The sequence below is a fragment of the Terriglobus roseus genome, from assembly GCF_900102185.1.
GTDB lineage: Bacteria > Acidobacteriota > Terriglobia > Terriglobales > Acidobacteriaceae > Terriglobus > Terriglobus roseus_A.
The window spans coordinates 282,973-309,166 of record NZ_LT629690.1 but is presented as its reverse complement, the minus strand read 5'-3'; the positions used below and the strand labels follow the sequence as shown (position 1 = coordinate 309,166).

The following is a 26,194-nucleotide window of genomic DNA, read 5'->3' as shown; positions in this document are numbered from 1 at the left end:
GAAGCACTACAATCCTCGTGTCCGCATGGCACGCACAGACCGCGTCGTGAACGCAGCCGTGACACCCGCCATGCACCTTGGGAGCAAGCACAATCATGCGTCACATCATCGCAGCCAGCCTCGTCCTTCTGCCCTTCGCCGCGCACGCACAAAACGCATCCGACTGGCCCAGCTACAACCGCACGCTCAACGGCCAGCGCTTCGCCCCGCAGACTGAGATCACACCGGCAAACGCAGCCAACCTGAAAGAACTCTGCCGCTACGACCTCAAACTACAGAGCAGCTTCCAGACCGGCCCCGTCGTGGTGAACGGCACCATGTACATCACCACCGCACACGACACCATTGCCATCGACGCAAACACCTGCGCTGAAAAATGGCGCGCGCACGACGACTACACCATGGCCATCCCTAACGACACCAACCGTGGCGTTGCTTTCGCCGATGGCCGCGTCTTCCGCGGCACACAGGACGCGCGCCTGCTCGCTTACGACGCCGCCTCCGGCAAGAAACTCTGGGACATCTCCCTCGGCGACCCCAAGCACCTTGAAACCACCTCCGCCGCAGTCCTCGCTTGGAAGGGCATGGTCTTCACCGGCAACGCAGGCAGCAGCCGCATGCCCACCAAGGGCCGCATGTACGGCATCGACGCCGCCACCGGCAAGATCATCTGGGAGCAGTACATGGTGCCGCGCTCCGCAGACGATAAGTCACGCGGCCCCGCAGCCCCCGCACCCAAAGTGAAGGGCACCGCTGACGAAGGCGGCACACCCTGGACCGCCTTCACACTCGACGAAGCCACCGGCACGCTCTACGTTCCCGGCGGCGACCCCATCAGCACCGAAGACGCTGCCTTCTCCGTAGCGCTCGATGCGAAGAGCGGCGCCGTTAAACAAACCTATCTCCCCGTGAAGCATGACTTCCACGATTGGGAAGTCTCCGCGGCTCCGCTGCTCTACTCCATCAACGGCAAAGCCATGGTCGCCTCCGCCACCAAGGACGGCCGCATCTACGCAGGCGACATCAAGACTGGCAAACCCGCATGGACAGCGAACGCCACAACAGTAAGTAACGAGACCGCACCGCTCACCGCCACCGGCCCGCACGTCTGCCCCGGCACACTCGGCGGCAATGAATGGAGCAACCCCGCTTACTCGCCCGCGACCAAGCTCATCTACAACGGAGCCGTTGATTGGTGCGCCACACTCACCAGCACCAACACACCGAAACCAAAGATCACCTTTGACGCACCCACACAAGCCACCGGCTGGGTCAAAGCATTCAACCCGGCAACGGGTAAAGAAGCATGGAGCTTCCGCACACCTGCACCCGTCGTAGGCGGCATAACACCCACCGCAGGCAATCTCATCTTCGCAGGTGACCTCGGCGGCACTCTCTATGCCTTCAACGCTAAGACCGGCGACATCGCATGGAAGACGGCCACGGGCGGCGCAATCGGCGGCGGCGTCATCAGCTACGCCATCGCAGGCAAACAACGCATCGCCGTAACCTCCGGCATGAAATCCAACACCTGGCCCATGGCCTCAGGCTCGGCTTCCATCGTCGTCTACGGCCTCAAGTAGAGAGAAACAAACCGAATGCCCAGGTTCACAAGATGAGCCTGGGCATTCGTGCATCTGTGCAGTGAAAGCGCTTTTGAAGCGGTCACTATGTCACGCAATACGCGCTGCTATCCTCAACCAAGCGCTGCATGATGCAAACACGCACCATCCCCCGACTTTTTCTTTGCTGCCTGTTGCTCCTCTCCGGTTGCGGCCAACAAGAGACAAAGACCCCAGATTCCCCGCAGCAGATCACTGCGCCGGAACTGTTGCCGCTTACGCTCCCGCTAGCCATCGTAGGAACCACTTACAGCACAAGCCTGCTCGCGCGCTACGGCACATCGCCGTACACCTACGCAGTCACCAGCGGCGCCCCGCCCACGGGCCTCACTCTTAGCTCCGGTGGCGCACTCACTGGCAATCCAACCGGCACAGGCACCTACGCGTTTCAGATCACACTCACTGACTCCGAAACCCCTGCAAAGACAGCAACACAATCCTTCTCACTCAACTCATCCACACGCCTACAAGTGGCATCCACGGTGTCTGTGCAGATTGCGCGCGGAGCATCCTTCACCTCGCGTTTATTAAGCGGAGGCACAGCACCGTATAGCTTCTCCATCGCCAGCGGCACTCTGCCTGACTCAGTCGCATTGAATGCAGATGGCAGCGTCTCCGGCACCGCCAGCGTGGCAGCTCCCTTCACCGCGACCATTCGCTGGACAGACTTTGTCGGCCAAACCGGCACCGGCACCGTAGACATCCTCGTCACATCACCGCCGCTGGTTGCCACGACGGTTGCCCCGCTCATAGTCCCCATCAACCAAAACATCCTGCAACCGCTGACTGTGCAGGGTGGCACATCGCCATATACCTTCGCCATCACCAGCGGCACACTGCCAACCGGCGTCACACTCACCTCCACCGGCACCTTGCAAGGACAAGTCACGCAACCCGGCACTTACAACGTCGTGGTGTCCGTCACCGACAGCACCATCCCAAGCAAGACCATCACCATCCCCGTCTCGTTCCTCGTCTCCACCACCAGCGTGCACGTCAACTCCGACATCCCGCTGCGCACAATTTCCGCCGAAGCCTACGGCATCCATACCTCGGTCTACGACCACTCCATCGGCGACATCACCGGCACAGCTCCGCTACTGGTAACAGCGGGCGCAAAGGTACTCCGCTTCCCCGGCGGCTCGTATTCCGATCGCTACCACTGGGCGCAACACACTCTCACGCCAAACTTCTCGCCCAACGACACCGGAGCCTGCGCCAACATCTGGAACGGCTACCTCGCCGCCAACTCTGACTTCGGAAACTTTGCGAAACTCCTCCAGGCCAGCGGCGCCACGGGCATCGTCACCGTAAATTACGGCACCAGCGTAGCCGATGCTTCCGGCACAATCTCCACCAGTTGGAGCGGCGACAACGACTGCTCCGCACCCAACACCGGAGGCCAGCCGCAGGAAGCCGCAGCATGGGTCGCCTACGCAAACGGAGCCCCTGGCAACACTCAAACCATCGGCACTGACGCAACCGGCTACGACTGGAAGACCGTCGGCTACTGGGCATCGCTGCGCGCCAGTCAACCGCTCGCACAAGACGACGGCTTCAACTTCCTACGCCTCGGCATGACCACACCCATCGGCGTCCGCTATTGGGAGATCGGTAACGAGATCTACTACAACGGCTACAACAGCATCCTGACAGAAACCGATCTGCACGCGCCGTTCATTTACTCCAACGGATACTCAAACGATCCCGACAGCCGACAAGGCATCAGCACACTATCACCCACCGCATACGGCACCGGCGCAGCGGCATACGCAAACGCCATGCGCGCCGTCGATCCCACCATCCAGGTCGGCATCGTTGTCGGTTCTGACATCGACCCCATCCCATCCACATGGACAAGCGACGTACTCACCGCGGCCTGCAGCCAGGCCACCTTCGACTTCACCATCCTGCACTACTACCCAGGCACCTATAACGCCGTCACCACCGACGAACTCCTCAGCAATCCGCAAAAGGATTTCCCCGGCATCGTGCAAGGCATTCAATCGCAGACCAACAGTCTCTGCACCACCTCACGCACTCCCATGCCCATCTTCATGACGGAGACCAACCCCAACGGCACACTCGCCACCACCACACCCGACGTTGCCACCGCGCTCTTCGCCGCGCACGATCTGCTCACCTCATTTGAATCAGGCATCGACAACGCCGAATGGCTCGAACTGCACGGCGGCGCAGGCACATTCCTCAGTGAAGCCGAAGCTCCCGGCCCAGCCTTCTACGGCTTCCAACTCGCCACCATCCTAGCCAGCGCAGGCGATCAACTCGTCATGACCACCAGCGCCAGCAGCAATCTTCTCGTCCACGCGGCAAAGCAAAAGAGCGGCAAGCTCTCCGTCATGCTCATCAACCGCGGCACCACGGACACGGCATACGTCAACGTGCAGGGCAAGGGCGCACTTACCAACATCACGCGCTACGAATACGGCTCCCTCACGACTCCAACCAACGCAAAGCTCGTCGGTAAGTCACTCGATAACAACGCCGCAAGCGCCATCAGCGTAGCGCCTCTGACCGCGGTCGTAATCGTCGCGGACGAGTCATCTTCCGCCAACTAATCCAATCCCCTCACCTGTAATGACAGCACACTGGCATCTGTAATGTGCCATGTGTATCCTGTGCCCGTGTCCAAACCTATTGATAATCTGCCCTCTCTGAAAATTGAGACCGCTGCCCCCGCGCGTGTCGACCGCCGTGACTTCCTTAAAACCAGCGCTCTGGCCGCAGGTGCACTCGCTATCGGGGCGCCCGCCATCGTGCGCGGACAACATCTCAACAGCAAGCTGAACATCGCCTGCATCGGCATCAGCGGCAAAGGCCGCAGCGACACCGACGCCTGCGCCGGTGAAAACATCGTCGCGCTCTGCGACGTCGACGCCGGCACCGACGCCTATCCGATCCAAACCAAGAAGTATCCTGACGCGAAGTTCTACAAGGACTACCGTCAGATGCTCGAACAGATGGGCGACCGCATCGACGCCGTGACCGTCTCCACGCCGGATCACATGCACGCCATCATCGCGTCCGCTGCCATGAAGCGTAAGAAGGCCATCTTCTGCCAGAAGCCACTCACGCAAACCATCTACGAAGCCCGCTACCTCCGCAACATGGCGCACGATAAGAAACTCGTCACGCAGATGGGCAACCAGGGTTCCGCAGCACCCGGTCTGCGCCGCGGCGTCGAAGTCGTTCAGGACGGAATCATCGGCCAGGTGCATCAGGTACACGTCTGGACCAACCGCCCCGTTTGGCCGCAGGCCATGGACCGCCCCGTCGGAGAAGACCCAATCCCCTCCACACTTGATTGGGACATCTGGCTTGGCCCCGCGCCCGTGCGCCCGTATGTCGGTCATCGCAATCCCAAAGACAAAAACGGCGTCTACACGCAATTCAACTGGCGCGGCTGGCAGGACTTCGGTACAGGCGCTCTCGGCGACATGGCATGCCACACCGTCAACATGCCGTTCCGTTCGCTCGGCTTCGATGCACCAACTGAAATTGAAGCCGTCCCCTTCGGCACCATGAACAAGGAGTCTTACCCCGTTGGCACCAAGATCCGCTTCGAGTTCCCGAAGCGCACCGCCCACGTGCCGCTGGAGCACCCCAGCTTCTTCCACCACAGCCGCAAGGTCGAATACGATCCCTGCACTCTCTTCTGGTATGACGGCGGACAGCCCGACGAATCGCTCCGAGGCGGCCACGACCTCACCAACAAGCCACCCGCTGAACTCACCGCAGACATCGCCGCTCTGCAGGGCAAACTCCCTGACAGCGGCTGCCTGCTCGTAGGCGAAGGCGGTATGATCTTCTCGCCAGACGACTACGGCACGAACTTCTTCATCAAGCTCAAGGGCGAGAAGGAATTCGTGAACTACCTCAAGCACCCGGCAATGGCGAAGTATCCGGAACGCATCCCGCGCAACCAGCACGTGGTGTCCACCGACGGAAAGAACGCGAACCTCGTCCAGGCGCACGCCGCCGAATGGCTCGCCGCCATCAAGGCCAACAAGCCCGAGGACTGCTACTCACGCTTCGACGTAGCAGGCCGCCTCGTAGAGATCATGCTCCTCGGCTGCGTCTCCCTGCGCGTCGGCCAAAAAATCGAGTGGGACGCCCACAAGATGGAAGCAAAGAACTGCCCACAAGCAGCCCCATACATCAAGCGCCCCAACCGCACCGGCTGGGCTCTCTCCTAGTCAACCAAACAAATAAATGAATGAATGAATGGCGGAAGTAACTAAGTTACTTCCGCCATTTGCATTTACTTCCAATTACAAAACCACGCCACTCTACTGCACGGTCAGTGTCAAATTGGTCGTGCCCTGGAGACCGGTTGTCGCGTCTGTAGCTGTAACAACCATGGTGTAAGTTTTGGCAGTCGTTTGCCCCGATGAGCCCGAACCGTTGCCAGCGCAACCACTCAAGCCCATAGCTGCCCCCAGAGAGAGCGATACCAAAGCCAGCATCGCCAATAGACGCTGACCATGTTGCAGGCGCTTACAAGCAGACTTACTACTTGCGATCGGCAGCAACAACAATCCCAATGCAACAGGTGCAATAGGGCTTATTGGGAAAGAGCTTTCATTGCGTGCCGTCTGGGTTTTGCTGGTCTGAATCGTCAAGGTGACCGATGTCGTCCCGCTACCGGCTGGAAGTGTCGTCGGAGAAAACGTCGCAGTCGCTCCTGTAGGAAGACCGCTTACCGAGAAATTCACCGCATTTGGGAAGGTTGTTCCGGCCCCTGGCGACAACGAGAGGGTATAGGTTGCTGCCCCGCCTGCAGTGGTTGTAACGCTACTGGAACCTGTTCCGGCAGAAAGCGTAAAGCTCTGTGCCGCTACGCTGAAACTCGTAGTGGCCGTTGCAGCCGCGTAATTTCCGTCGGCCACTTGGCTAGCGCTCAGCGCCACCGTACCTGCTCCAGTCAATGTAACCGTCGCTCCGGCGATCTTTGCCGGACCACTGACAACGGCGTAAGTAACGGCTCCAGTTGAGGCAGACGTTGCGCTCACAGTGAAAGGCGCGTTGCCATACGTCTGTGCAGGGATCGCGGCAAACGTCAGCGTTGGCACCATGGGCATAACAACAAAGCTGGTCGTCCCAGTCGCCGCGCCATAGTTTCCGCTCGCTGCCTGGCTTGCCCTTAACATGACCGTGCCTGCTCCAGTCAACGTCACTGTCGTCCCCGAGATGCTCGCGGGACCACTCACAACAGAGTAGGTAACCCCTCCAGTTGAAGCCGATGTTGCACTTACAGTGAAAGGTGCATTGCCATACGTCTGCGTAGGAATGGCTGCAAAAGTCAGTATCGGCAACTCAAGCGCGGTACCACTCAACGCGATGCTTTGGGTCGCATAGCTCGGAGCAGCCGCGTTCAAATTGTTATCCGTCAATACCAGCGAACCAGTGATGTTGCCCGCTGCAGTTGGCGCGAAGCTTAGAGAAAGTTGGCAGGAAGCACCTGCAGCCAGTGTTCCCGCGTTCGAGGCACCCGACCCAATAAGAGGGCATGCCGTCGTTCCCGTACTGTTCAAGCTAAAGTTCGTAGCGATGCTGGGGTTATTTCCAGAGATCGGAATCGGAAAACTCAATGGGGAATTGCCAACGTTCTGAACCGTTACATTCTGCACACTGCTTGTCGAACCCGAAGTCGTTGTTGCAAAGGTCAAACTCGGGGGATCTACAACATTCAATTTCCAGACCCTGTTGGCAGAAGCACTGGATGCAAAGACGTTGCCGCTCCCATCGACTGCTATACCGAAAGGATTACCGAAGTTGCTGGCGATCGTGCTCTGCGAGTAAGTGCCAGCCGAAAGCGTTTCTTTGAGTATCCGATCTCCGAAGGTTTCCGCAATGTAGACATTACCGTTTCCATCGACAGCCGTCCCATGGGGTCCACTTAACCCACTGGCAATCGTGCTCTCTGTATAACTGCCGTTGGATAGGGTCTGCTTAAGAAGCTGATTTGAGCCATCACTCACATACAAATTGCCTTTCTCGTCCGCTGCAATTCCCCACGGATAGACAGAACTTGTAATCTGGCTCTGGACGTAGTTGCCACCAGTCAATGTTTCCTTCAATAGTTTGTAGGCCAGGCTTCCGATATACACATTGCCGCTACCATCAACTGCCACGGACTCTACATTGCCAAGGCCGCTGAAGACTACACTTTGCGTGTAGCCACCCCCACTCAGGGGCGACTCTTTCACTACTCTCGTAGCATTCTGGTCAGCAATATAGACATTTCCGGCTCCGTCCACCGCCACCCCAATGGGATACGTAAAGCCCGTAGCTACAACGCTCTGGGTATAGCCACTTCCCGTCCAGGTCTCCTTAACGACTGCGTTTTGAGGGCTGCCGGAACTTACGGCCTCGACGATATAAAGATTTCCGGCTGCATCCTGAGCAATTGCAATCGGGCTCGTCACATTGCTCAGGGATAGGGCGCTTAGATTGCCAGCCGGGAAGTTGATCTGAGGTCCTACCCCAGAGCCGTGAGCATAACCAGTAGCAATCAGATTTCCTGAAGTCGATCGAAGCACTGCCGCACCATAACGGGGGCCAGAGAACTTCGGGTTCAGAAGCACATCAACGGTACAGCTCGTCCCTGCGGCATATGTAGAACTCGTGCAGGTTCCGGTGCCAGCATCCGTAAAATCGAGACCTTCTGTTCCCTGAGTCAGCACCGACGGAGTGGCAATGGTACCCGCCGAGTCGAACGTAAAGATCAACGATACCGGCGAGCTGTAACTGCCAACATTCACGGCACCGAAGTCTCCGGACGACGGACTCACTTTGGCAATGAAGCCTGAACCACTACCCAAAGCTGCCATCAAAATATCGCCGTTGGCATCCGCCGAAATATAGGGAAGACCAACGTTGTAGGCAGTGCTCCCCACCAGGCTCTGGGTGTAGCTGTTCCCCGACGGCGTCTCTTTTAGGATCTGGCTCGCCTGCGCATTGCCCGGGATACCGAGGACCGCAATAAAGACATTCGCGTTGGCATCCACGGTGATGCTGATGGGAGCGTTCAGGCCGCTGACGACCGTGCTTTGGACGTAGCTTCCACCGGTCAGCGTCTCTTTGTAAACCTGGTTCATGTATAGGTCAGCGACATAAACATTGCCGACTGTGTCCACTGCTACGGCGGTCGGCAGCAATATCCCGGTACCGATCGTGCTTTCAACGTAACTGCTGCCTGACGGTGTTTCCTTCAGTGTTTGGTTGCTGCCGGGATTTACAACAAAAACATTTCCGCTCGCGTCCGCAGCAACACTCCATGCCGCACCAACAGAACTACTGACCGTGCTCTGGGAGTACGTGTCGCCTGATAACGTTTCTTTCAGTAGCCGACCATTACCGGAGTCGGCAATGTAGACGTTGCCGCTGACATCCACCGCAACACCGCGCGGAGAAGACAGTCCGGCACCGATCGTGGTCTGGACGTAGCTCCCGTTAGTCGGGGTTTCCTTCAGTACGCGATTGTTCAGTACATCGGCGATGTATAAATTCCCATTGGCATCCGACGCAATCTGCTCAGGGTTGTTCAGACCAGTGATCGGCAATGTAACTTGCGATCCGCTAAAGTGCGCACTCTGCGCATAGCCACAGGGGACCATCGTTCCCACAGATATGCCGCAAAGCATCGCCGCTGCCGTTATTACATTCTTTTTGTTGAGAATTGGGCAGACAGTTCGAACGACACGAGAACACAAGAGAGAAAAACTTTTCACCGAATCTCCAAAACAGAAAATTGGAACGAAGAAGCAAGAGAGAACAATAGTCTGAATCGCTAGCCCGAAGTACTAACGTTCATCTTCACTGGGAGAATACATATCAAAGTCAAGATGCGCTATGAAAGAAGCGTTAGGCAAAATATAGGATTCTTGACTTTGTCCAAAATGGAACAACTTCGAGCAGACAGCGAAAAAACAACCGTCCAACGTAAGTGGAGGAAGCGCGCAGCAGCATTGTCACCACTCGCTCTTTGGAGAAGGCTTGCTCCTAGCGTTTCGCCCTCTGCAAAATCAACGCAGGCTGAGTGCCTGCTCCGCGTCGACCAAGCCCCAACGACGGATCCGAACCATCCGGCGGCGGTCCAATCACAGGATGCGCACCAGTCTCAGCCGCACGCGCTGGCTGTCCTCCACGCGGCGGCATCGTCCGGTGCAGCTCCATACGGTCTCCCGTCACACCGCCGTCATACGTCGTGCTTCCAGACGTAAAGTGAACGCGCCCACCTTCCACCGTTCCCTGCACCGCGCCAGTAGTAGCAGGTCCGAACATCGCTGGTGGAGCATCGATAGATCCCGTCAACACACTGCCACGCTGGATGAATGTATACAGCGTGTCACCAGATACAGCCAGCTGAAGCGGATCAGGTCCGCTCGGACCATCCTGCAACACAGGTCGCCACAGTCCGGTCACTCCCTCACCAGCAGGCACCTCACGTTTCCAAACAACGACCTCTGGCCGTTCCTTCACAACGCGTGATGTCACAGTCGCTGAAGCCGGTTCCAACCCCGGCGAAGTGATCTCGATCACGACGTTGCCACTCTCTCGCGTCGCCTGCACAATCCCCATGCACATCCCTGCAAATGCCTTGCGACTGCTCCCCGTGTCCGGCTCATGCGACACGGGATTACCATTCCCGGTCCCCTTCACACGCGCGGGCCCACTCACGTTGAAAGAGATTTCGTTATCCGTAACAGGTAACACGCGACCTTCAGCGTCGTGTACTTCCGCCACGACAAAAACCAGATCCGCACCGTCAGCATCCATCTCAGTACGATCAACACGAATCGCCAACTTCGCTGCTTTACCCGTTGTCTCACGCTTCGTCGACATCACTTGCTTTCCTGCCTTGAAGCCGCGAGCCTCCAACGTTCCCTGCTTGTAAGTCACAATCCATTGCAGGTGCGAATCCTTCGGCACACGCTGCCGCCCAAGACTCGTGCCATCCTGCAACAACTCCACCTCGTCCATGTTGGAGTGCGCCCAGACTGCGATCTCCTTACCTACAAAATCCGGCCAGTTCCAGTGCGGAAAAATGTGGAGCACCGGCTTCGCAGTCCACCATGCCTGGTAGTAAAAGTACGTGTCCTTGGGAAAGCCGCACGTATCCAGAAAGCCATACTCTGAGTTGATATTGGGCCACTGAAACGGTGAAGGCTCACCGCGATAATCAAATCCCGTCCACACAAATCCGCCACTCATCCACGGACGCGTGTTCACAAAGCGCCACCATCCTTCAGCCGATGCGCGCCCCGACGTGGTGTACGGATCATAAGAACTCACAGCACCATTGGCCTCATCAATGGCGTACGCTCCGCGCGTCGCCACGGCGCTGACATTCTCCGTCCCCAGGCACGGCAGCGTGGGATGCGTCTTGTGGAACGCTTCAATCTGCGGGTCAGTGTAGTTATAACCAATCACGTCGCTCACCATCAGACCGCCTTGCCCCAGCCCCATGCCAAGCGGTGGCGGTGCCACTGTAACCGGTCGCGAGCCATCCAGCTTTATTGCCGACCGCTTCATCGTCGACAGGATGTGCAACCCCGTCTCAGTCGTCGCCTCGCGCTCTTCATTGCCCATGTTCCACATGAAGACAGAAGGATGGTTGCGATCGCGACGAATCAGGTTTTCAAACTGCGCAATGCCTTCCGGATTCGAAGACATCATGCGCGTCTCATCCAGAAACAACATGCCCATCTCATCGCACGCATCCAACAGTTCCGACGTGGGCGGATTATGCGCACTGCGATACGCATTGCATCCCACCTCCTGCAATGTCTTCACACGAAAGCGCTGTGCCGCATCCGGCAGTGCCACGCCAAGCCCCGCATGATCCTGGTGATTGCATGTGCCCTTGATCTTGACCGACTTCCCATTCAGGAAAAATCCTTCGTTGGCATCGAAACGCAACGTGCGAATACCAAAGCGCGTTTCATATCGATCCATCGCCACACCATCTGCATCCACCTCAGTCACAAGCCGATACAGATTGCGTTCTTCCAGCGACCACAGCGCAACATCATTCACACTCACCTGCTGCTCAAACGTTCCGGTCTCGCCATCAGGAACCGCCATCGGCTTACTTGTAACTTTCCCAACAGTCTTTCCGCTCGGATCAATCACAGTCGATGTGACGCGCACAGCCTTTGAAGCACCAGCGTTATTCTCCACCTCGGTGCGGATCTGCAGATTCGCCTTTCTGCCCTCCACCGTCGAGCGAACAAACGTTCCCCACTGCGCCACGTGAACAGGAGCCGTCTTCACCAGCCACGTGTGCCGATAAATCCCCGCGCCTTCATAGAACCAGCCATCGCTCTCAGTCGCGTCCACACGCAGCAACAACACATTCGGTTCGCCCGGCTTCATGAAGTCCGTCACGTCATAACGGAAAGGATCATATCCGCCGCGATGACGCCCAATGTAGTACCCGTTAAACACCACAAGCGCTTCACGGTACACACCATCAAACTCAATGCTGATGCGCTTTCCCGCATCGTCTTTCGCAAGCGTGAACACACGCCGATACCAACCCACACTGTTCTCTGGATACGAACGGCCAATCGGATAAAAGCCTTTGCTGCTCAGCGACGGATCGTTCTTGAACGGCAGTGAAATCACCCAGTCATGCGGCAAATCAACGTCTGTCCAACCAGTGTCATCAAATGGAAGTGCCGCCGCGGGCAGGAAGTTTCCCGTCTTCTGAAACGAACCGTTGCGGCCTGAGTTGTAACCAAAATCCTTGGTCGCATCGGTCGCATGGCCAAAATGAAACCGCCAACCAGCGTCCAGACAGAGTCGTTCGCGTACGGTGTGAGAAGCCGAAGTCTGCGCTGGTAATAACTCTGCAGGTAGCAGGCCCAACGTAGGCAGCGCCACACCACTCTTCAGTACGTCCCTGCGCGACCACGAAGCCATAGATATTCTCATTCAGAAGAAGTGCCCACTCAGGAATCCGGGCCGCACCATCCTAGCCTTAATTGAATCGTCTCAACCAGCGAAAAATTGCGGGGCTGCATCATTCACACAACAAGCGATGCATGCACTGCAATTACTGTGGGGTATGCACGATACGTGAGACCGGGAAGACTCGTGAGATTTGGAACGACCTCGAACTAACAAACAGTAATCACGAATCCAAACGCACACAGGTCGGAGGAACAACATGCAGCAGGAAGCAACCAACGGTCTCGTAATACGCCGCAGCAGTCACACTGTTGATGAAGTCGTGCAGTCGTTGCAGGCGATGTTAGTCGCAAAAAGCATCCATCTCTTCGCTCTCATCGACCACAGCGGAGAAGCCGTAAAGGCTGGCCTCACCATGAGACCGACAAAGCTGTTCATCTTCGGCGATCCCAAAGCAGGTACTCCACTCATGCTCGCGTCCATCACCAGCGCGATCGACCTGCCGCTCAAGATTCTCGTTTGGGAAGACGAACAAGGAGCAACGCAACTGGCCTACAACGATCCGGCCTATCTAGCCGCGCGCCACCACATCCCGGAGAACCTACTCGCAAACATCTCCGGCATTGCGAAGATCGTCGAAAAGCTCCTATAGACAGACACGAACAGGCACGAGCGAAAATCCTGTCAAGCCCCTAACCCACCCATCTCCATCAAAACAAACCAAATAGAGTTGGCAGGTTATTTCCTCGCAATCTCTAAAATAGAAATAGAGCCATCAATCCCGGAATAGGCGGAGCTGCAAACTCCGCTCCTAACCCCTTTAGAAAGACGATTTTGCCTCTAACTCCAATGAAAAGACGATTTTAGCGACACTAAAATCGTAAGTCGAATAGAAAGACGATTTTAGAAAAACAGGGGGGAGGGGGTACCCACCTATCCCCAGAGAACACGCCGAAGGCGTCGAGAACAGTACGAAGTACTCGAGAACGGTACGAAGTACTAGGAGCCGGCGATCGTCATGCCCTCTACGCGGAAGCATGGAGAAGCTGAAGCACCGCGAAAAATCAGGTCGTTCCCAACCGCAACAATGTTGCGATACATGTCCTTCAGATTGCCCGCAATGGTGATCTCTTCCACAGCACCCGTGAACTCGCCGTTCTCAATCCACAAACCTGCAGCGCCCTGCGAATAGTCGCCCGTAACAAGGTTCACACCGCTACCAAGAACCTCGGTGACATAAAGCCCGTTCTGCACCTCGGCAATGATCTCGCGCGGTGTCAGCGTTCCGGCTTCTAGGTAGAAGTTCCCCGCACCAATACCAGGCGCTCCAGCCAACCCACGCGAAGCGTTACCCGTACTCTTCACACCCAGCTTGCGCGCGGTATAAGTGTTCGTCACATAGGTCTGCAACACGCCCTTGTCCACGATCACCTTGCGCTGCATCGGCAAACCATCACCGTCAAACGGCAACGTGCCAAAGCCACCAAGCATCGGCTCCAGCATCATCGTGCCATCATCCACAACCGTCACCAGCGGATTGGCAATCTGCTCGCCCAACTTGTCCTCGAACATCGAAGCATGACGATAGATCGCATCGCCATTCACCGCGTCGAAGATGTTCCCAATAATCCCGCGCGCAATCTCCCGCGAGAACACTACGGAAGCCTTCTGCGTCTTCACCCTGCGAGAGCCAAGGCGACGCACCGCACGCTTCGCTGCCTCTCTGCCAACGTCCTCAGGTGACTCCAGCTTCGTTAGCGTACGCGCGCTGCTGCCCCATCCATCGCGTTGCATCCCAGAAGCATCCTGCGCAATCGCAGTCACGCCAATGCCGCAGTAGCTCTTGCGATACTCACCCGCAAACCCACGCGAGTTGGCGATCGCCTTGTACGATGTCGCGGCTGAGAACGTCCCGCCATCGCTGTTCTGGATACGCACATCCGCCGCCATCGCCGCAGCCTCGGTCGCACGCGCCATCTCAATCCGCTCCGCAGCAGGCAGCTTGTACACATCCTCGAAGTAGATATGCAGACCATCCGCATTGCGCACGGTCGAGTACGCACTCGCATCCGGCAACCCCGCAAACGGGTCTTCCTCGGTGATGCGAGCCAACTCCACCGCACCACTCACCAACCGCTTGAGGCTCTCCTCACTCAGGTCGTTGGTAGAGGTGCTCGCAGTACGCAGCCCATGAAACACCCGCAACCCAATCGCCCGCGACGTAGACTCCGTAAGCGTCTCCACCTGCCCCAGCCGCACCTTGGTGGAGAACTCATCCCCCTCCACCACCACAGCCTCAGCATCGGTAGCCCCCGCCCCCAACGCACGCTCCACAATCTCCTGCACAAGAGCCAACTTCACTTGCTTTGTCATCGCCATGCTTAGTTCCCTGCTCCGTGACCAGTCCCGCCGACCGTCACCTTGTCCAGCTTCACCGTCGGCATCCCGACGCCAACAGGCACGCCTTGCCCACGCTTACCGCAGGTACCAATGCCCTCATCCAACGCCAGATCATGGCCCACCATGCTGACGTGCTTCAACGCCGTAGCACCATCGCCGATCAGCATCGCGCCCTTCACCGGCGCAGTTACCTTGCCATCCTCAATCAGGTACGCCTCGCTGGCGGCGAATACGAACTTGCCGTTGGTAATGTCTACCGAACCACCGGAGAAGTTCACCGCGTACAACCCGCACTTCACACTCCGCAGGATATCCGCAGGATCGTCCTCGCCAGCGAGCATGTAGGTGTTGGTCATGCGCGGCATCGGCACGCAGGCATAGCTCTCACGTCGTCCACTGCCCGTCGACTGCAGCCCCATCACCTTGGCCGACAGCTTGTCGCTCATGTACTGCCTCAGGATGCCCTTCTCGATGAGGACGTTGTTACGCGTAGGCGTGCCTTCGTCATCCACGTTCAGCGACCCGCGACGGTTAGCAATGGTGCCGTTGTCCACTACTGTGACCTTGTCCGTGGCAACACGCTGTCCCATCAACCCGGCAAAAGCCGACTGCTTCTTCCGGTTGAAGTCCGCCTCCAAACCATGCCCCACAGCCTCATGGATCAGCACACCCGGCCATCCCGGCCCTAACACCACTTCCATCTCACCCGCCGGCGCAGCTACCGCATCCAGTTGCAGGATGGCCTGCCGTGCTGCCTGCTGGGCAAAGTGCTCCGGAGTACGCTCAGTCGTGTAGTAGTCCAGCTTGACACGGCCACCGCCTCCACCAGACCCGCGCGTGGTGACCCCGTCCGCCCCCTTGGCAATTACAGAAACACTGAACCGGCTCAATGGCTGCGTGTCAGAAGCCCATGTTCCATCGCTGGCCGCAATCAGAATGTGGCGAACCTCGTCGTTGAATCCCGCACGAACCTGCGTGATACGCGAGTCATACGCGCGCGCCGCTTTGTCCGCACGTTGAACTAACGCCAACTTCTCGCGTATCTCCGCATCAAGACCAATCACCGGATACAGATCATGTACCTGCGTCTCGACAAACGGCACAACCTGTTGCTTCGCGGGCCCGCTGGCTATCAACGCGGCCGTCTTCGCCGCATGGATCAGACGATCTTCCTCAAGCGAATCGGTATAGCTGTAACCAGTGCGTTCGCCGCTGAGCACGCGGACACCACAACCCATGCTGTGGCCCTGGCTAGCGGACTTCACAATCCCCTCATCAATCCCAATAGAGGAGGAGGTAACAGACTCAAAGTACAGCTCTGCGAAGTCGCCACCAGCGCTCAAAGCGGCAGCAAGGCAACGCGTAACAAGCGCATGGTCGACGCCGAAGCGTTCCTGGAAATAGTTGGGAGAAGTCGATGCGGAAGGCGTGGCGGCCAGGCTACTCATTCTGTCCTGATTCTACGCCTGCGGTGTGCTAGGTTCAGGAGGATGACAACCAACACCCCAGCGCAACCGTCCAGCGATCCACGGTACCCGATGGGCCGCTTCCACAATCCACCGACCATCGACGCTGCCGCTATCGAAGACGCATTGAAGACACTACAAGAATTGCCACAGCAGCTTCGGAATGCAGTGAAGGATCTGAACGATGCACAACTTGCCACACCGTATCGTGAAGGTGGATGGACGGTGCGACAGACGGTGCATCACGTAGCCGACTCGCACATGAACGCGTACATCCGTATGAAGCTTGCACTGACGGAAAATGCGCCCGTGATCAAGACATACGAAGAGGCGCTTTGGGCAGAATTGTCCGACGGCAAGAACGCGCCCGTGGAGTGGTCGCTGCAGCTTCTGGAAGCGTTACACGCACGCTGGGTAACGATGCTGCGTTCTCTGAAGGATGAACAATGGCAACGCACCTTTGCGCATCCTGAGCATGGCCCGCTTAACCTGCAAACTGCTGTGCTGATGTACGACTGGCACAGCAGACATCACCTCGCCCATATCACTTCCCTCCGAGAAGCCAAAGGCTGGTAAGCATTGGCATCTTCGCGGACAGTGGAGGAGCAATCGCCAGAAGTGGTTGCGCGCGCGTTGGAAGACTTCCTTGCGGACTACCCGGCATCCCTCGTGCTGGAAGAAGGAAACGCAATCTTCGACATGCGATCCGCACGTTACTCCATTCAACAGGATCGCGGACGTTGCACACTGCACCTATGGAGTGAAGATCGCAACATGGTGCGGCGCATCACCGGTACCGCGCTACGCAAGGACACGTTGCGACTCGCCAGCATGCGCTTCGGTCAGAGCAAGCCTCAGACATTGGAGTTCGTATCGCGTCCTGATCGTCGTACACCGACAGAACGCGACACTACGCGGAGACAGTATGTTGCACGTCTCGAGCGAGTACTACAGCGTCAGTTCTCTGATTGGAAGTGTGATGCATTTCGCTCTGCTATGGATCTGGAGAAATCATTCGGTCCTGCATACGCACGCGGCATACTCTCGCGGGGGCAAGATGCATGGGCTGTTGTTGGTGTGAATGCGGAGGAGTCGCAAAGCACCATTGACGGCATTCTGACTGTTGGCATTTTGTGGCTGCAACACTGTCGCGATCATGCAGGTGGCAAGCGTTTGTTTCGAGGCTTGCGCGTCGTCCTCCCAAGGGGAGCTGCGCTCACGACACTCTCGCGCATGGGATGGTTGCGGCCCGACGCGGCCCAGTGGGAGTTGTACGAACTGGAAGAAGGTACGGAAGCGCTAGAAGAGTGTGACCTGGCCGATACCGGCAACCTTGCAACTCGCCTGATTCATGCCGTGGATCAACAACGCATGACGGAGCGCTTTGCCTCTGCCATCGAGCAAGCTGTCTCTCTCGTGCCAGAGACGATGCGCAGTCACGTTGAGTTACGTCCGCGCTCCACAACGGAGATGGCGTTGCTACTGCACGGCCTGGAGTTTGCACGGATTCGTCATGGCGCGTCGCCAAACTCGTTTGACCGCACAACAGAGATCACGTTTGGAAGCGGCGCGCAGGAAACGCCACTGGAACCAGATACGGAACCGATGTTGCGAGACTTTGTGCAACGGCTCTTTGAACGACGTCACGCAGCAGGATCGCAGAAAGATCCGTTGTATCGCATGGCTCCGGAAGCATGGCTTGAGTCTTCCTTACGAGCCGACATAGGACCATTGACCGATGGGCAAAGCAGCCTGTCACAGTTTGATCCGGAACATGTCTACCCTCAGGTTCCTGCATTCCAGGCGGGTGATCGCGGTATGTTGGACCTGCTGACTGTTACGCGCGATGGTCGTCTTGCGGTGTTGGAACTGAAGGCAAATGAAGACATGCACTTTGCCCTGCAGGGGTTGGATTACTGGCTCCGCGTTCGTTGGCACCACACGCAAACCATAGACGCATCTTCAGGCCTCGGCGCGCTGCAGCAACATGGATACTTCCCTACGCTGCGCCTCAGTGCGTTACCGCCGCGGTTGTATCTGGTTGCACCATCGCTACGCATTCATCCTGTAACAGAAACGGTTCTGCGTTATCTCAAACCGGAAGTGGAATGGACAGTATTAGGTCTGAATGAAAAATGGCGCGAAGGCGTGAAAGTGATCACACGCCTCCGCGCCTCTTCTTTCGGTCGATAAGTTATCTGCTGTTTACCGGACGCCACAAATCAATCTCTGGCGTATCGACGGCAAACTGATCAATCTGCTTCAGTTCCTCTTCGGTGAATGCGAGATTGTTCAAAGAATTCAGCGAATCGTCCAACTGGGCAACGTTGCGAGCTCCAATCAGCGATGAAGTAACGCGAGAATCACGCAGTGTCCACGCGATAGCCATCTGCGCGAGCGATTGTCCACGCTTTTCCGCAATCGTATGCAACGCGCGTACCCGATCAAGCGTTTCCGGCTTCAACAGATCTTTACTGAAACTGCTGTCGCCGCCGCTTGCTCGTGTGTTTTGTGTTGCATCACCCTTCAGATACTTGTTTGTTAGCAGTCCCTGTGCGAGCGGCGAAAACGCGATGCATCCCACGCCGAGTTCTCCCAGCGTGTCCAGCAGTCCCTGCTCTAAGAAGCGATTCAACATGGAATACGAAGGCTGATGAATCAGCAGACGAATGCCTTCCTTCGCCAACAATTCATAAGCAATCTTCGTGCGCTCTGGAGAGTAGGAGGAAATGCCTACATAAAGCGCTTTGCCTTGGCGGACGATTTGCGCAAGAGCGCTTACTGTTTCTTCAATTGGCGTATCGAAATCAGGCCTGTGCGTGTAGAAGATATCGACATACTCGAGCCCCATACGCTTCAGCGACTGATCCAGCGAAGCAACAAGGTACTTCTTCGATCCACCAATGCCATACGGCCCGGGCCACATATCCCAGCCAGCCTTGGACGAAATGATGAGTTCATCGCGATGCGCTGCGAAGTCTGTGCGAAGCACTTTGCCGAAGTTCTCCTCAGCAGAGCCATACGGTGGCCCATAGTTATTCGCCAAATCAAAATGCGTCACACCACGGTCGAATGCACGACGCAACATGGCTCGGCCTGTCTCATAGACATCATCGCCACCAAAGTTCTGCCATAGGCCCAACGTAATCAGGGGCAACTGAATGCCGCTCTTGCCGCAGCGGCGGAACTGCGCATTGCTGTAGCGATCAGGGTTGGCAACGTACGACTGCGGAAATGCCATGCACTTACTCTCCACGGATAAAAGCTATCTGCATCGCAAAGTATACGCGGCTGGCATTACGCTCTTCCCGCGCCGCGCAAGGTATAAGCGAGCGCCTCCAATATTCTCTCAGGAGGCACATCCGTCGGCACGGGCACATCCATCTTCGTGCATAGCGTATCCAGAAGACGCGACCCAAGCTGAGCGCGTACATCCATGGGCAACGAAATCGCACGAGCCAGAAAGCTATCGATCAGATGCAAATCATTAGGAGTGAGACGTGCAACGCGATCCGCTGGAATCTCAGACAACATTGGAGGCGGAGCCGCAGGGGCCTGAAAAATGTTGGAAGTGAAACTACGGCTCACAGGTGCAGACAAGTATCCACCAAACTCGTCGGTACGTTCATGCACGACAATGGTGCCGGCAACCAGATCGCCTAGCCGCTTATTCTGCTTCGTAACAAGGATGGAAATTACACCTGTGAGATAAGCTCCGGGCAAATTGTCGATTACACGTAGTAGATTGCGCGCCAATGCCTCGAAGAACGTGATCTGTCGTCCGCTGTCTTTGATCACGCGGATCTTCAGAACTCGCTTACCCGGCGTCTGTCCGTTACGAAATGCCTCGAATAGCGTGTAGTAACCCCAGATCAGCGTGAAGTATCCAAGGATGAGCAGTGCTGTAAACCACTTCGCAGCAGTGTTGGACATATTGTCCAGCCTGTGTGTGCCAATGGCGCTGAATACGATTACCGCAACAAGGACGAGCAATAACGTAACCGCAGTCTGGATCGCAATGTCCAGTGCAGCCGCGAGAAACCGGCTTCCCAAGCCAGCCAGTGGAAAGTAAAGCGCCACCTGCTCCGGCGTGTCGATTGCGTGGTCGTCAAAAGTGGCGGGCGGTTGGGAAAACGTGCTCACAGAGGCAGACTCTCCAGTTAGCATTCACTATATGGTCTCCAACGGCTGGATTGCGGCGCGACGTGAAGATTGGGATCGGCTGCATGCGCTAACGACAACTGTGGAGACCAAGGGATTGAAGTCCCTCACAGCAGACGAACTGCGCGACTTCGGCCTGCTCTATCGGCGCGCAACGGCAGATCTCTCGGCGGTAAGGAGCGATCGCACGGCGCAATCGCTAGCGGAATATCTCAATCGCCTTGTTAGCCGCGCCCATAATCATGTCTATAGCGGACAGCGCACCAGTATGCTCAGCGTCTGGCGCTTTCTGAGTGCGGATTTCCCGATACTGGTGCGACGGCTGTGGCCATACATCGCCGCCTCAGTTACGCTTTGCCTTCTGGGTGCGCTGCTTGGCTCTCTGGAAACAATTGCTCGCCCACACTTCATGCGCGCCGTTCTGGGGCCGGAGATGGTGGCCACCATTGAGCGCCATGAGATGTGGACTGAGAGTGTATTGAGCGCGAAGCCACAGGAATCCAGCGCCATCATGACGAACAACATTGCGGTTACGTTCTATGTCTTTGCGGGCGGCATTCTCGCGGGCATTCCCACCGTGTTGATGTTGTTCTGGAATGGCATGAGCGTCGGCATTATCTCCACCGCCTGCGCGCAGCACGGTATGGCATTGGACTTATGGAGCTTTGTCGCGGCTCACGGCGCACTGGAACTGCCGAGCATCTTTATAGCCGGTGGCGCCGGCCTTCGCATAGCCACAGGCTTGCTGTTTCCAGGAACATTAACACGGCGAACCTCACTTGCGCGCGCAGGCAGTGAAGCTGTGAGGCTGCTTGCAGGCACCATACCCATGCTTTTCATCGCGGGAATTCTAGAAGCTTTTCTCGATCCCACGCACGTGCCAAGAGCAGTGAAATTTTCTGTTTGTGCACTGTTGCTGACCGGACTGTTTTTCTGGTTGAGCGAGGGCGGACGCAATCGTCAGCTCGATATCAAAGCTGTCCCTGCGATTTAACTTCCAAATATTTGGAAATGCTGTCGGCGGCAACGTTGGCCGCATTGGTTTCCACGACCAACACACCTTGTGAACGCAACTGAGCTAGCAAGGTTCTTCTACGATCGAGCATTTCTTGCGCTGCAGTAATGGCATACATCTCGTGCGCGTTTTTCGGGGAAGACGAAGCCAATGCCTCCAACTCTGGTTGCTGCAGCAAAACAAGCACGACCAGATGACGGCGCACCAGCGCGCTGACAGCCGTCACAATCTCCGGCCTCCCCGCGCTTTCGGTCATCTCCGTGATCCATAAAACTAGTCCGCGTCGGCGTTGCAACTGCCGCAAACGAACAGAAGCCATCAGATGATCAGCCTCCGCTGTCTCGGATCGCACCTGCGACAACGCATCAATCATGCGACGCAGATGTAACGTTCCCGACGATGGCAGCAACTGCTGCTGGACACTGCGGCCATACGTCAATAGCGCACTGCGATCGCCCGACTGCTGGATGACGCGCGCAAGCTGTCCAGCCGCTGACGCCGCCTGATCCAACTGCGTGACAATCTGTGTTGCATCCCCTTCACCGTTGACCGCAAGCGCCTTTTCCAACGCGAATGTTGTTCTCGACAACCTTCCGGCGTCCAGCACAATCCACACCTGCTGCGAACGCTCTGTAGTGAATTGCAGCGTGATCAGACGATTGTGCCGTGCCGTCGCCTTCCATGAAATATTGCGCAGTTCATCGCCGATGCGATAGTCCCTCAATTGTTCAAATTCGCGCCCCAGACCAATGCGGCGCAGCCTTCTTTTTTCTAGTTCAATCTGTCGCGCACGCAAAAGAAATAATTCCGAAGACTCGTTCGCTTGCTCGCCCGCTGCGAAGACACGAATGGTCTGACGAAGATCGGCTACCGCCCACCGCTCGGCAAATCCAATCGCGCTGCGATATCGGAAGTACAGTTTTCCGAGCGCCAAATCGCCGCGTTGCGACGGCGTCGCCACGTATTCCACTTTCGACGGCTCGCTTGGATAACTGACAGCGGTTCCGATCGCCTCAGAGAACAACATGGATGCGTGAAGGTCATCCGTAAAGCGCAACTTATGAATTCCAACCGCAGACTTCGTTGCCTGCAATTCAATAGCGATCGGTGTTCCCAACTCTGGGGCGTGAAGAAATCTTCTCGTTAATTCAAACCGCTCAGGCGCTGGTAACAATAGAGCGTCCACGACGAATGCTCCAAGCAGCAACGCATCGAAACCAAACATCAACCATGGTGTACGGCTGGCAAGGAAAGCCGGGATGCTGAGTAGTATCGATGCGGCCAGCAGAAGCAATAGACGCGGTGTGGCGCCAAAGCCCAGCAGCCTGCCCAAACGCCTCCCTTTGGGATGCGCAATAGCGGTAACCGGTAATGGGATCAGCGTCTGCATGCTTTGTTAACGAGGCAATGGAGTCGCAGCTAGCACATCTGCAATCACGCGGTCCGTGTTGAATCCTTCCAGCTCTGCTTCTGGTTTCAGGATCAGCCTGTGACGCAAGACTGGCGCGGCAGCAAACTTCACATCGTCAGGAAGAAGATAGTCGCGCCCATCACGCGCCGCATATGCCTTGGCAACCAACAGCAGACTTGTAGCTGCACGGGGCGATGCTCCAAGCATCAACGCAGGCCACTCTCGTGTGCGCCGCACAATGGCAAGAAGATAGTCGAACAACGCTGATTCCACCTGCACTGCACGCACCTCTGCACGTGCCGCCTCCAACAATTGCGGTGCGACTGGTGTCAACGAAATATCCTCGAGACGATGGCCTACCGAAATCGCATGATGGCGCTCAAGCACAACGCGTTCTTCTGAGAATTCAGGGTAGGCAACACGGATCTTCAATAAGAATCGATCCAACTGCGCCTCCGGTAGCGGATATGTGCCTTCAAATTCGAGAGGATTCTGCGTTGCAAAGACTGTGAAATAGATTGGCAACGGATATGTTTGACCATCAAGCGTTACCTGTCTTTCTTCCATAGATTCAAGCAGCGCCGCCTGCGTCCTGGGAGGCATGCGGTTGATTTCGTCGGCCAGCAGAAACTCAGTGAAGACTGGCCCGCGATGCATGGCGAACTCACCCGTCCTTGGAGAGAACACATTCGTTCCTAAAATGTCTGCGGGCATAATGTCTGGCGTTCCCTGCACACGACGAAAATCCAAGCCAAGAAAACGAGCGAGTGTCTTCACCGCAAGCGTCTTTGCCACACCTGGAACACCTTCAACGAGCGCATGTCCTCCACAAAGCAGCGTCAGCAACGATTGCTCAATCAACTCCTGTTGACCAGCAAGAACACGGCCAAGCTCTTCGCGGCCGCTTTGAAATAACTCAAGGGAATGGCTTGGGGTGTTCACTTCATCTCCTGTACAAGCGGTTGGGATTGGGATGATTTCATCATGACTTGCAGTCGTTCGATCTCTGCATCGGTCTCGCGCACGAGCGCAAGTGCATCACGCGGACGCAGAGTCTCATAACGAGCAGCCTGCAATCGTTCTAGTAGCGTAGCCAGTGATTCCTGAGATATACCAAACCGCTGCGCAATAAAATCTGCTGTCCTTTGGCTAGACTCAGCCATTTCGGCGGGTAGACCGCACACGGATATCAGGAACCCGAGAAGTCTGCGACGAGCTCCGTCCGTAGCAGGTTTGGATACACCTGCTCGTTCATACAACGCGCCCATGCTCTCTACAAACTCAAGCGGGGATGTTCGTGGCACCACAACTGGTTCGCGTATAGGCCCACTACGACGCGTGTATGTGAACATCAGCAATAAGAGAACGAGCAGTGCCTGCATGATAAGCGAACGTAATGGCAAGCCACGCAGGTAGTCCGACGGTGATGCTTGCTCGCCGCGATAAAACTCGTCAAAGATGACCGTACGACGGCTCTCTCCAGATGATGGCCCTATCGCAAGCAGTAATAGGTGTAACGATTGATCCTGCTTCAAGCCACGGTTGCTGAACGGCTCCGATGAGGCGAGATAAATCATCGCACCGCCATGCGGATAGTCGCGATGCACAAGCACGGCGTCAGCTCCGCATCGCGCATCCACACGTGCCAGCGGTTCCAGCGCATTCCATGGCGCTGCATCGTAGAGTGAGAAGCTTCCTGCCTGTGCCAGTTCACCATTTCCCTCTGGCATGGCATTGCAGAGATCTCCTACAAACTGTGTGGGCCTGCCAGCACGGCCACCGGGAAGAAACAACGCGCCGCTTGATCCTGTCGCGATAACGCGGCCACCGCGCTGAAGAAAACGCTCCAATGCTTCGTAATCCCGCTTCTGGGTATCTTCGGCGGGAGTGTTCGGTGAGGCCAGTACATACGTCGTGTGGACAGCGTCCGTCCGATCCAGCATGGATGCAGGTGTTTCGGATCGGCTTACGTTATATCCAAGCCGCTGCAGCAGGAGATAAGCACCCTTCCAACCGGCAGCACCGGAATTGTATGTGGTGGGCGCTTTGTCATCATCACTGGTTGCAGGAGCAAAGATGGCAGTCAGCGTCACCAGTAGCGCCATGACTCCGAGCACCCACAACACGGTACGACGATCTGCATTTGGCGGCCTCATATCGCCGCTCCCATGGCAACGCCCTTGACGCTGCGATAACTTTGCTGCGCCGATTCATAATCTTCCTGCGTCGCTTGGGCAAAGCCATACCAGATGCGTTCAAACGCAACCGTCTGCGCAGCCAACGGCTCACGCAACTGTGGAGAGACAACCAACAGTTGGAGCACCTCTCGCGGTGTGCGTGTATCACTCCGACGCAGAGTACGGCGTTCTTCCAACAGAACGATGGTTGCCCAATAAAGACAATGAACCGCGTCGCGCCATTCTCCGTTTGTCGCATGTATCTGCGCCAATTCAGCCCACGCGCGAGAAGCTTCTATGGCTTCGCGCTTCGATACTTCACCGGTCAGTTTTCCAAGCGCAGTACGTTGCCGGTCCAGTGTGCGATAGATCCAGAGGACGAGCAACGTAATCGCTGCAAGCAACGATCCCCATTCCAGGGCTTTCCCAAGCCATGGAGCAATCCGGCCAAGCGAAGCTGCACCACCGAAGATGCGCGCTAGCTTCTCTGACAGCCATGCGCTGGCACGCTCTCGCCAAGAATATTCATGCACTACTTCAAACTCTTTCGAAGCCAGCACACGATCACGCTGCACACGATCTTCCTGTTTCAGAGGCGAAGCAGACTTTGGATGATCCAGATCTTCTTCCTGTTCGCTCAATCGTTGTTCTGCTTGTGCAAGCAATTCGGTACGTGAACGATGCACTGCGGGATCACGATCATCCATCAACGTCCGGAGCCATCCATAACGCACAGCATAGGGTTGACCTTGCAGTGGATGAACGCGATCGTCATTTCCAACGCTCTCGGGATTGCACGCAGTTACGACACGCCCGCAATCCGCTACCAGACCACGTAACTGATCCAGATGATGCCGATACTCTTCTACGGAAACGTCCTGCAACGAAGGCAGACCCTGTGGCGGAGTCAACGCGGGCATCTGCGCTCGGGCGCACAAGCCGAGTCCAATAGACGCCATCACCAAAAGCCATCGACGGGCACCTTGCGAAAAGATCATCGTCCG

General features: G+C 56.7%; 17 protein-coding genes. 7 read left to right on the top strand and 10 right to left on the bottom strand.

What is annotated here, in order from left to right; genetic code table 11:
- The first annotated feature begins 95 nt into the window (after positions 1-95).
- From BLT38_RS01480 to BLT38_RS01470, 3 genes are all read left to right on the top strand, one after another.
- A complete protein-coding gene (locus tag BLT38_RS01480) occupies positions 96-1,583 on the top strand; it encodes a PQQ-binding-like beta-propeller repeat protein (protein ID WP_083343581.1) in 1,488 nt (495 codons plus the stop codon).
- A 128-nt stretch (positions 1,584-1,711) separates the two neighbouring features.
- Positions 1,712-4,201, top strand: a complete 2,490-nt coding sequence (locus BLT38_RS01475; protein ID WP_083343580.1) for a putative Ig domain-containing protein — start codon at positions 1,712-1,714, stop codon at positions 4,199-4,201.
- Positions 4,202-4,267: 66 nt separating this feature from the next.
- Entirely contained in the window at positions 4,268-5,839 is a 1,572-nt protein-coding gene (locus BLT38_RS01470; RefSeq protein WP_231966677.1) for a Gfo/Idh/MocA family protein, read from the top strand.
- Between the two features lie 93 nt (positions 5,840-5,932).
- Here the strand turns inward: BLT38_RS01470 and BLT38_RS01465 are convergent, their stop codons facing one another.
- Together BLT38_RS01465 and galA are read right to left on the bottom strand one after the other, a co-directional pair.
- Positions 5,933-9,262, bottom strand: a complete 3,330-nt coding sequence (locus tag BLT38_RS01465) for a choice-of-anchor D domain-containing protein (protein ID WP_172838102.1) — start codon at positions 9,260-9,262, stop codon at positions 5,933-5,935.
- Positions 9,263-9,647: 385 nt separating this feature from the next.
- Complete coding sequence (gene galA, locus BLT38_RS01460) at positions 9,648-12,572, bottom strand: beta-galactosidase GalA (RefSeq protein ID WP_083343577.1); 2,925 nt, start codon at positions 12,570-12,572, stop codon at positions 9,648-9,650.
- A gap of 247 nt (positions 12,573-12,819) precedes the next feature.
- On the opposite strand from galA, the gene BLT38_RS01455 reads away from it, so the two are divergent.
- Positions 12,820-13,212: a DUF302 domain-containing protein gene (locus tag BLT38_RS01455; protein ID WP_083343576.1), complete on the top strand. Its 393-nt coding sequence runs from the start codon at positions 12,820-12,822 to the stop codon at positions 13,210-13,212.
- 347 nt (positions 13,213-13,559) lie between these two features.
- On the opposite strand, the gene BLT38_RS01450 is transcribed toward BLT38_RS01455, so the two are convergent.
- Together BLT38_RS01450 and tldD are read right to left on the bottom strand one after the other, a co-directional pair.
- Entirely contained in the window at positions 13,560-14,939 is a 1,380-nt protein-coding gene (locus BLT38_RS01450; protein WP_083343575.1) for a TldD/PmbA family protein, read from the bottom strand.
- A gap of 2 nt (positions 14,940-14,941) precedes the next feature.
- Entirely contained in the window at positions 14,942-16,408 is a 1,467-nt protein-coding gene (gene tldD, locus BLT38_RS01445; RefSeq protein WP_083343574.1) for a metalloprotease TldD, read from the bottom strand.
- A 42-nt stretch (positions 16,409-16,450) separates the two neighbouring features.
- Between tldD and BLT38_RS01440 the strand changes: the two genes are divergently transcribed.
- Entirely contained in the window at positions 16,451-17,002 is a 552-nt protein-coding gene (locus tag BLT38_RS01440) for a YfiT family bacillithiol transferase (RefSeq protein ID WP_083343573.1), read from the top strand.
- Positions 17,003-17,005: 3 nt separating this feature from the next.
- On the top strand, positions 17,006-18,619 hold the full coding sequence (locus BLT38_RS01435; RefSeq protein ID WP_083343572.1) for a hypothetical protein: 1,614 nt from the start codon (positions 17,006-17,008) through the stop codon (positions 18,617-18,619).
- A 1-nt stretch (position 18,620) separates the two neighbouring features.
- Here the strand turns inward: BLT38_RS01435 and mgrA are convergent, their stop codons facing one another.
- Both mgrA and BLT38_RS01425 read right to left on the bottom strand, forming a co-directional pair.
- Positions 18,621-19,667 carry an L-glyceraldehyde 3-phosphate reductase gene (gene mgrA, locus BLT38_RS01430; RefSeq protein WP_083343571.1) on the bottom strand — a complete coding sequence of 349 codons (1,047 nt, stop codon included), beginning with the start codon at positions 19,665-19,667 and terminating at the stop codon, positions 18,621-18,623.
- 56 nt (positions 19,668-19,723) lie between these two features.
- Complete coding sequence (locus BLT38_RS01425) at positions 19,724-20,569, bottom strand: RDD family protein (protein ID WP_231966676.1); 846 nt, start codon at positions 20,567-20,569, stop codon at positions 19,724-19,726.
- On the opposite strand from BLT38_RS01425, the gene BLT38_RS01420 reads away from it, so the two are divergent.
- Positions 20,562-21,581, top strand: a complete 1,020-nt coding sequence (locus BLT38_RS01420; RefSeq protein ID WP_231966675.1) for a stage II sporulation protein M — start codon at positions 20,562-20,564, stop codon at positions 21,579-21,581. The genes BLT38_RS01425 and BLT38_RS01420 overlap by 8 nt on opposite strands.
- Here BLT38_RS01420 and BLT38_RS01415 read toward each other — a convergent pair.
- The 4 genes from BLT38_RS01415 to BLT38_RS01400 are packed head-to-tail and all read right to left on the bottom strand — an operon-like array spanning position 21,559 to position 26,188.
- Positions 21,559-22,992: a DUF58 domain-containing protein gene (locus tag BLT38_RS01415; protein WP_083343568.1), complete on the bottom strand. Its 1,434-nt coding sequence runs from the start codon at positions 22,990-22,992 to the stop codon at positions 21,559-21,561. The genes BLT38_RS01420 and BLT38_RS01415 overlap by 23 nt on opposite strands.
- Positions 22,993-22,998: 6 nt before the next feature.
- Complete coding sequence (locus tag BLT38_RS01410; protein WP_083343567.1) at positions 22,999-23,955, bottom strand: AAA family ATPase; 957 nt, start codon at positions 23,953-23,955, stop codon at positions 22,999-23,001.
- On the bottom strand, positions 23,952-25,169 hold the full coding sequence (locus tag BLT38_RS01405) for a DUF4350 domain-containing protein (protein ID WP_083343566.1): 1,218 nt from the start codon (positions 25,167-25,169) through the stop codon (positions 23,952-23,954). Before BLT38_RS01405 ends, BLT38_RS01410 begins: the two co-directional genes overlap by 4 nt.
- The gene (locus tag BLT38_RS01400; RefSeq protein ID WP_083343565.1) at positions 25,166-26,188 is read right to left on the bottom strand and encodes a DUF4129 domain-containing protein; all 1,023 of its coding nucleotides are present in this window, start codon (positions 26,186-26,188) and stop codon (positions 25,166-25,168) included. The genes BLT38_RS01405 and BLT38_RS01400 overlap by 4 nt, the downstream gene beginning before the upstream one ends.
- Positions 26,189-26,194 lie beyond the last annotated feature (6 nt).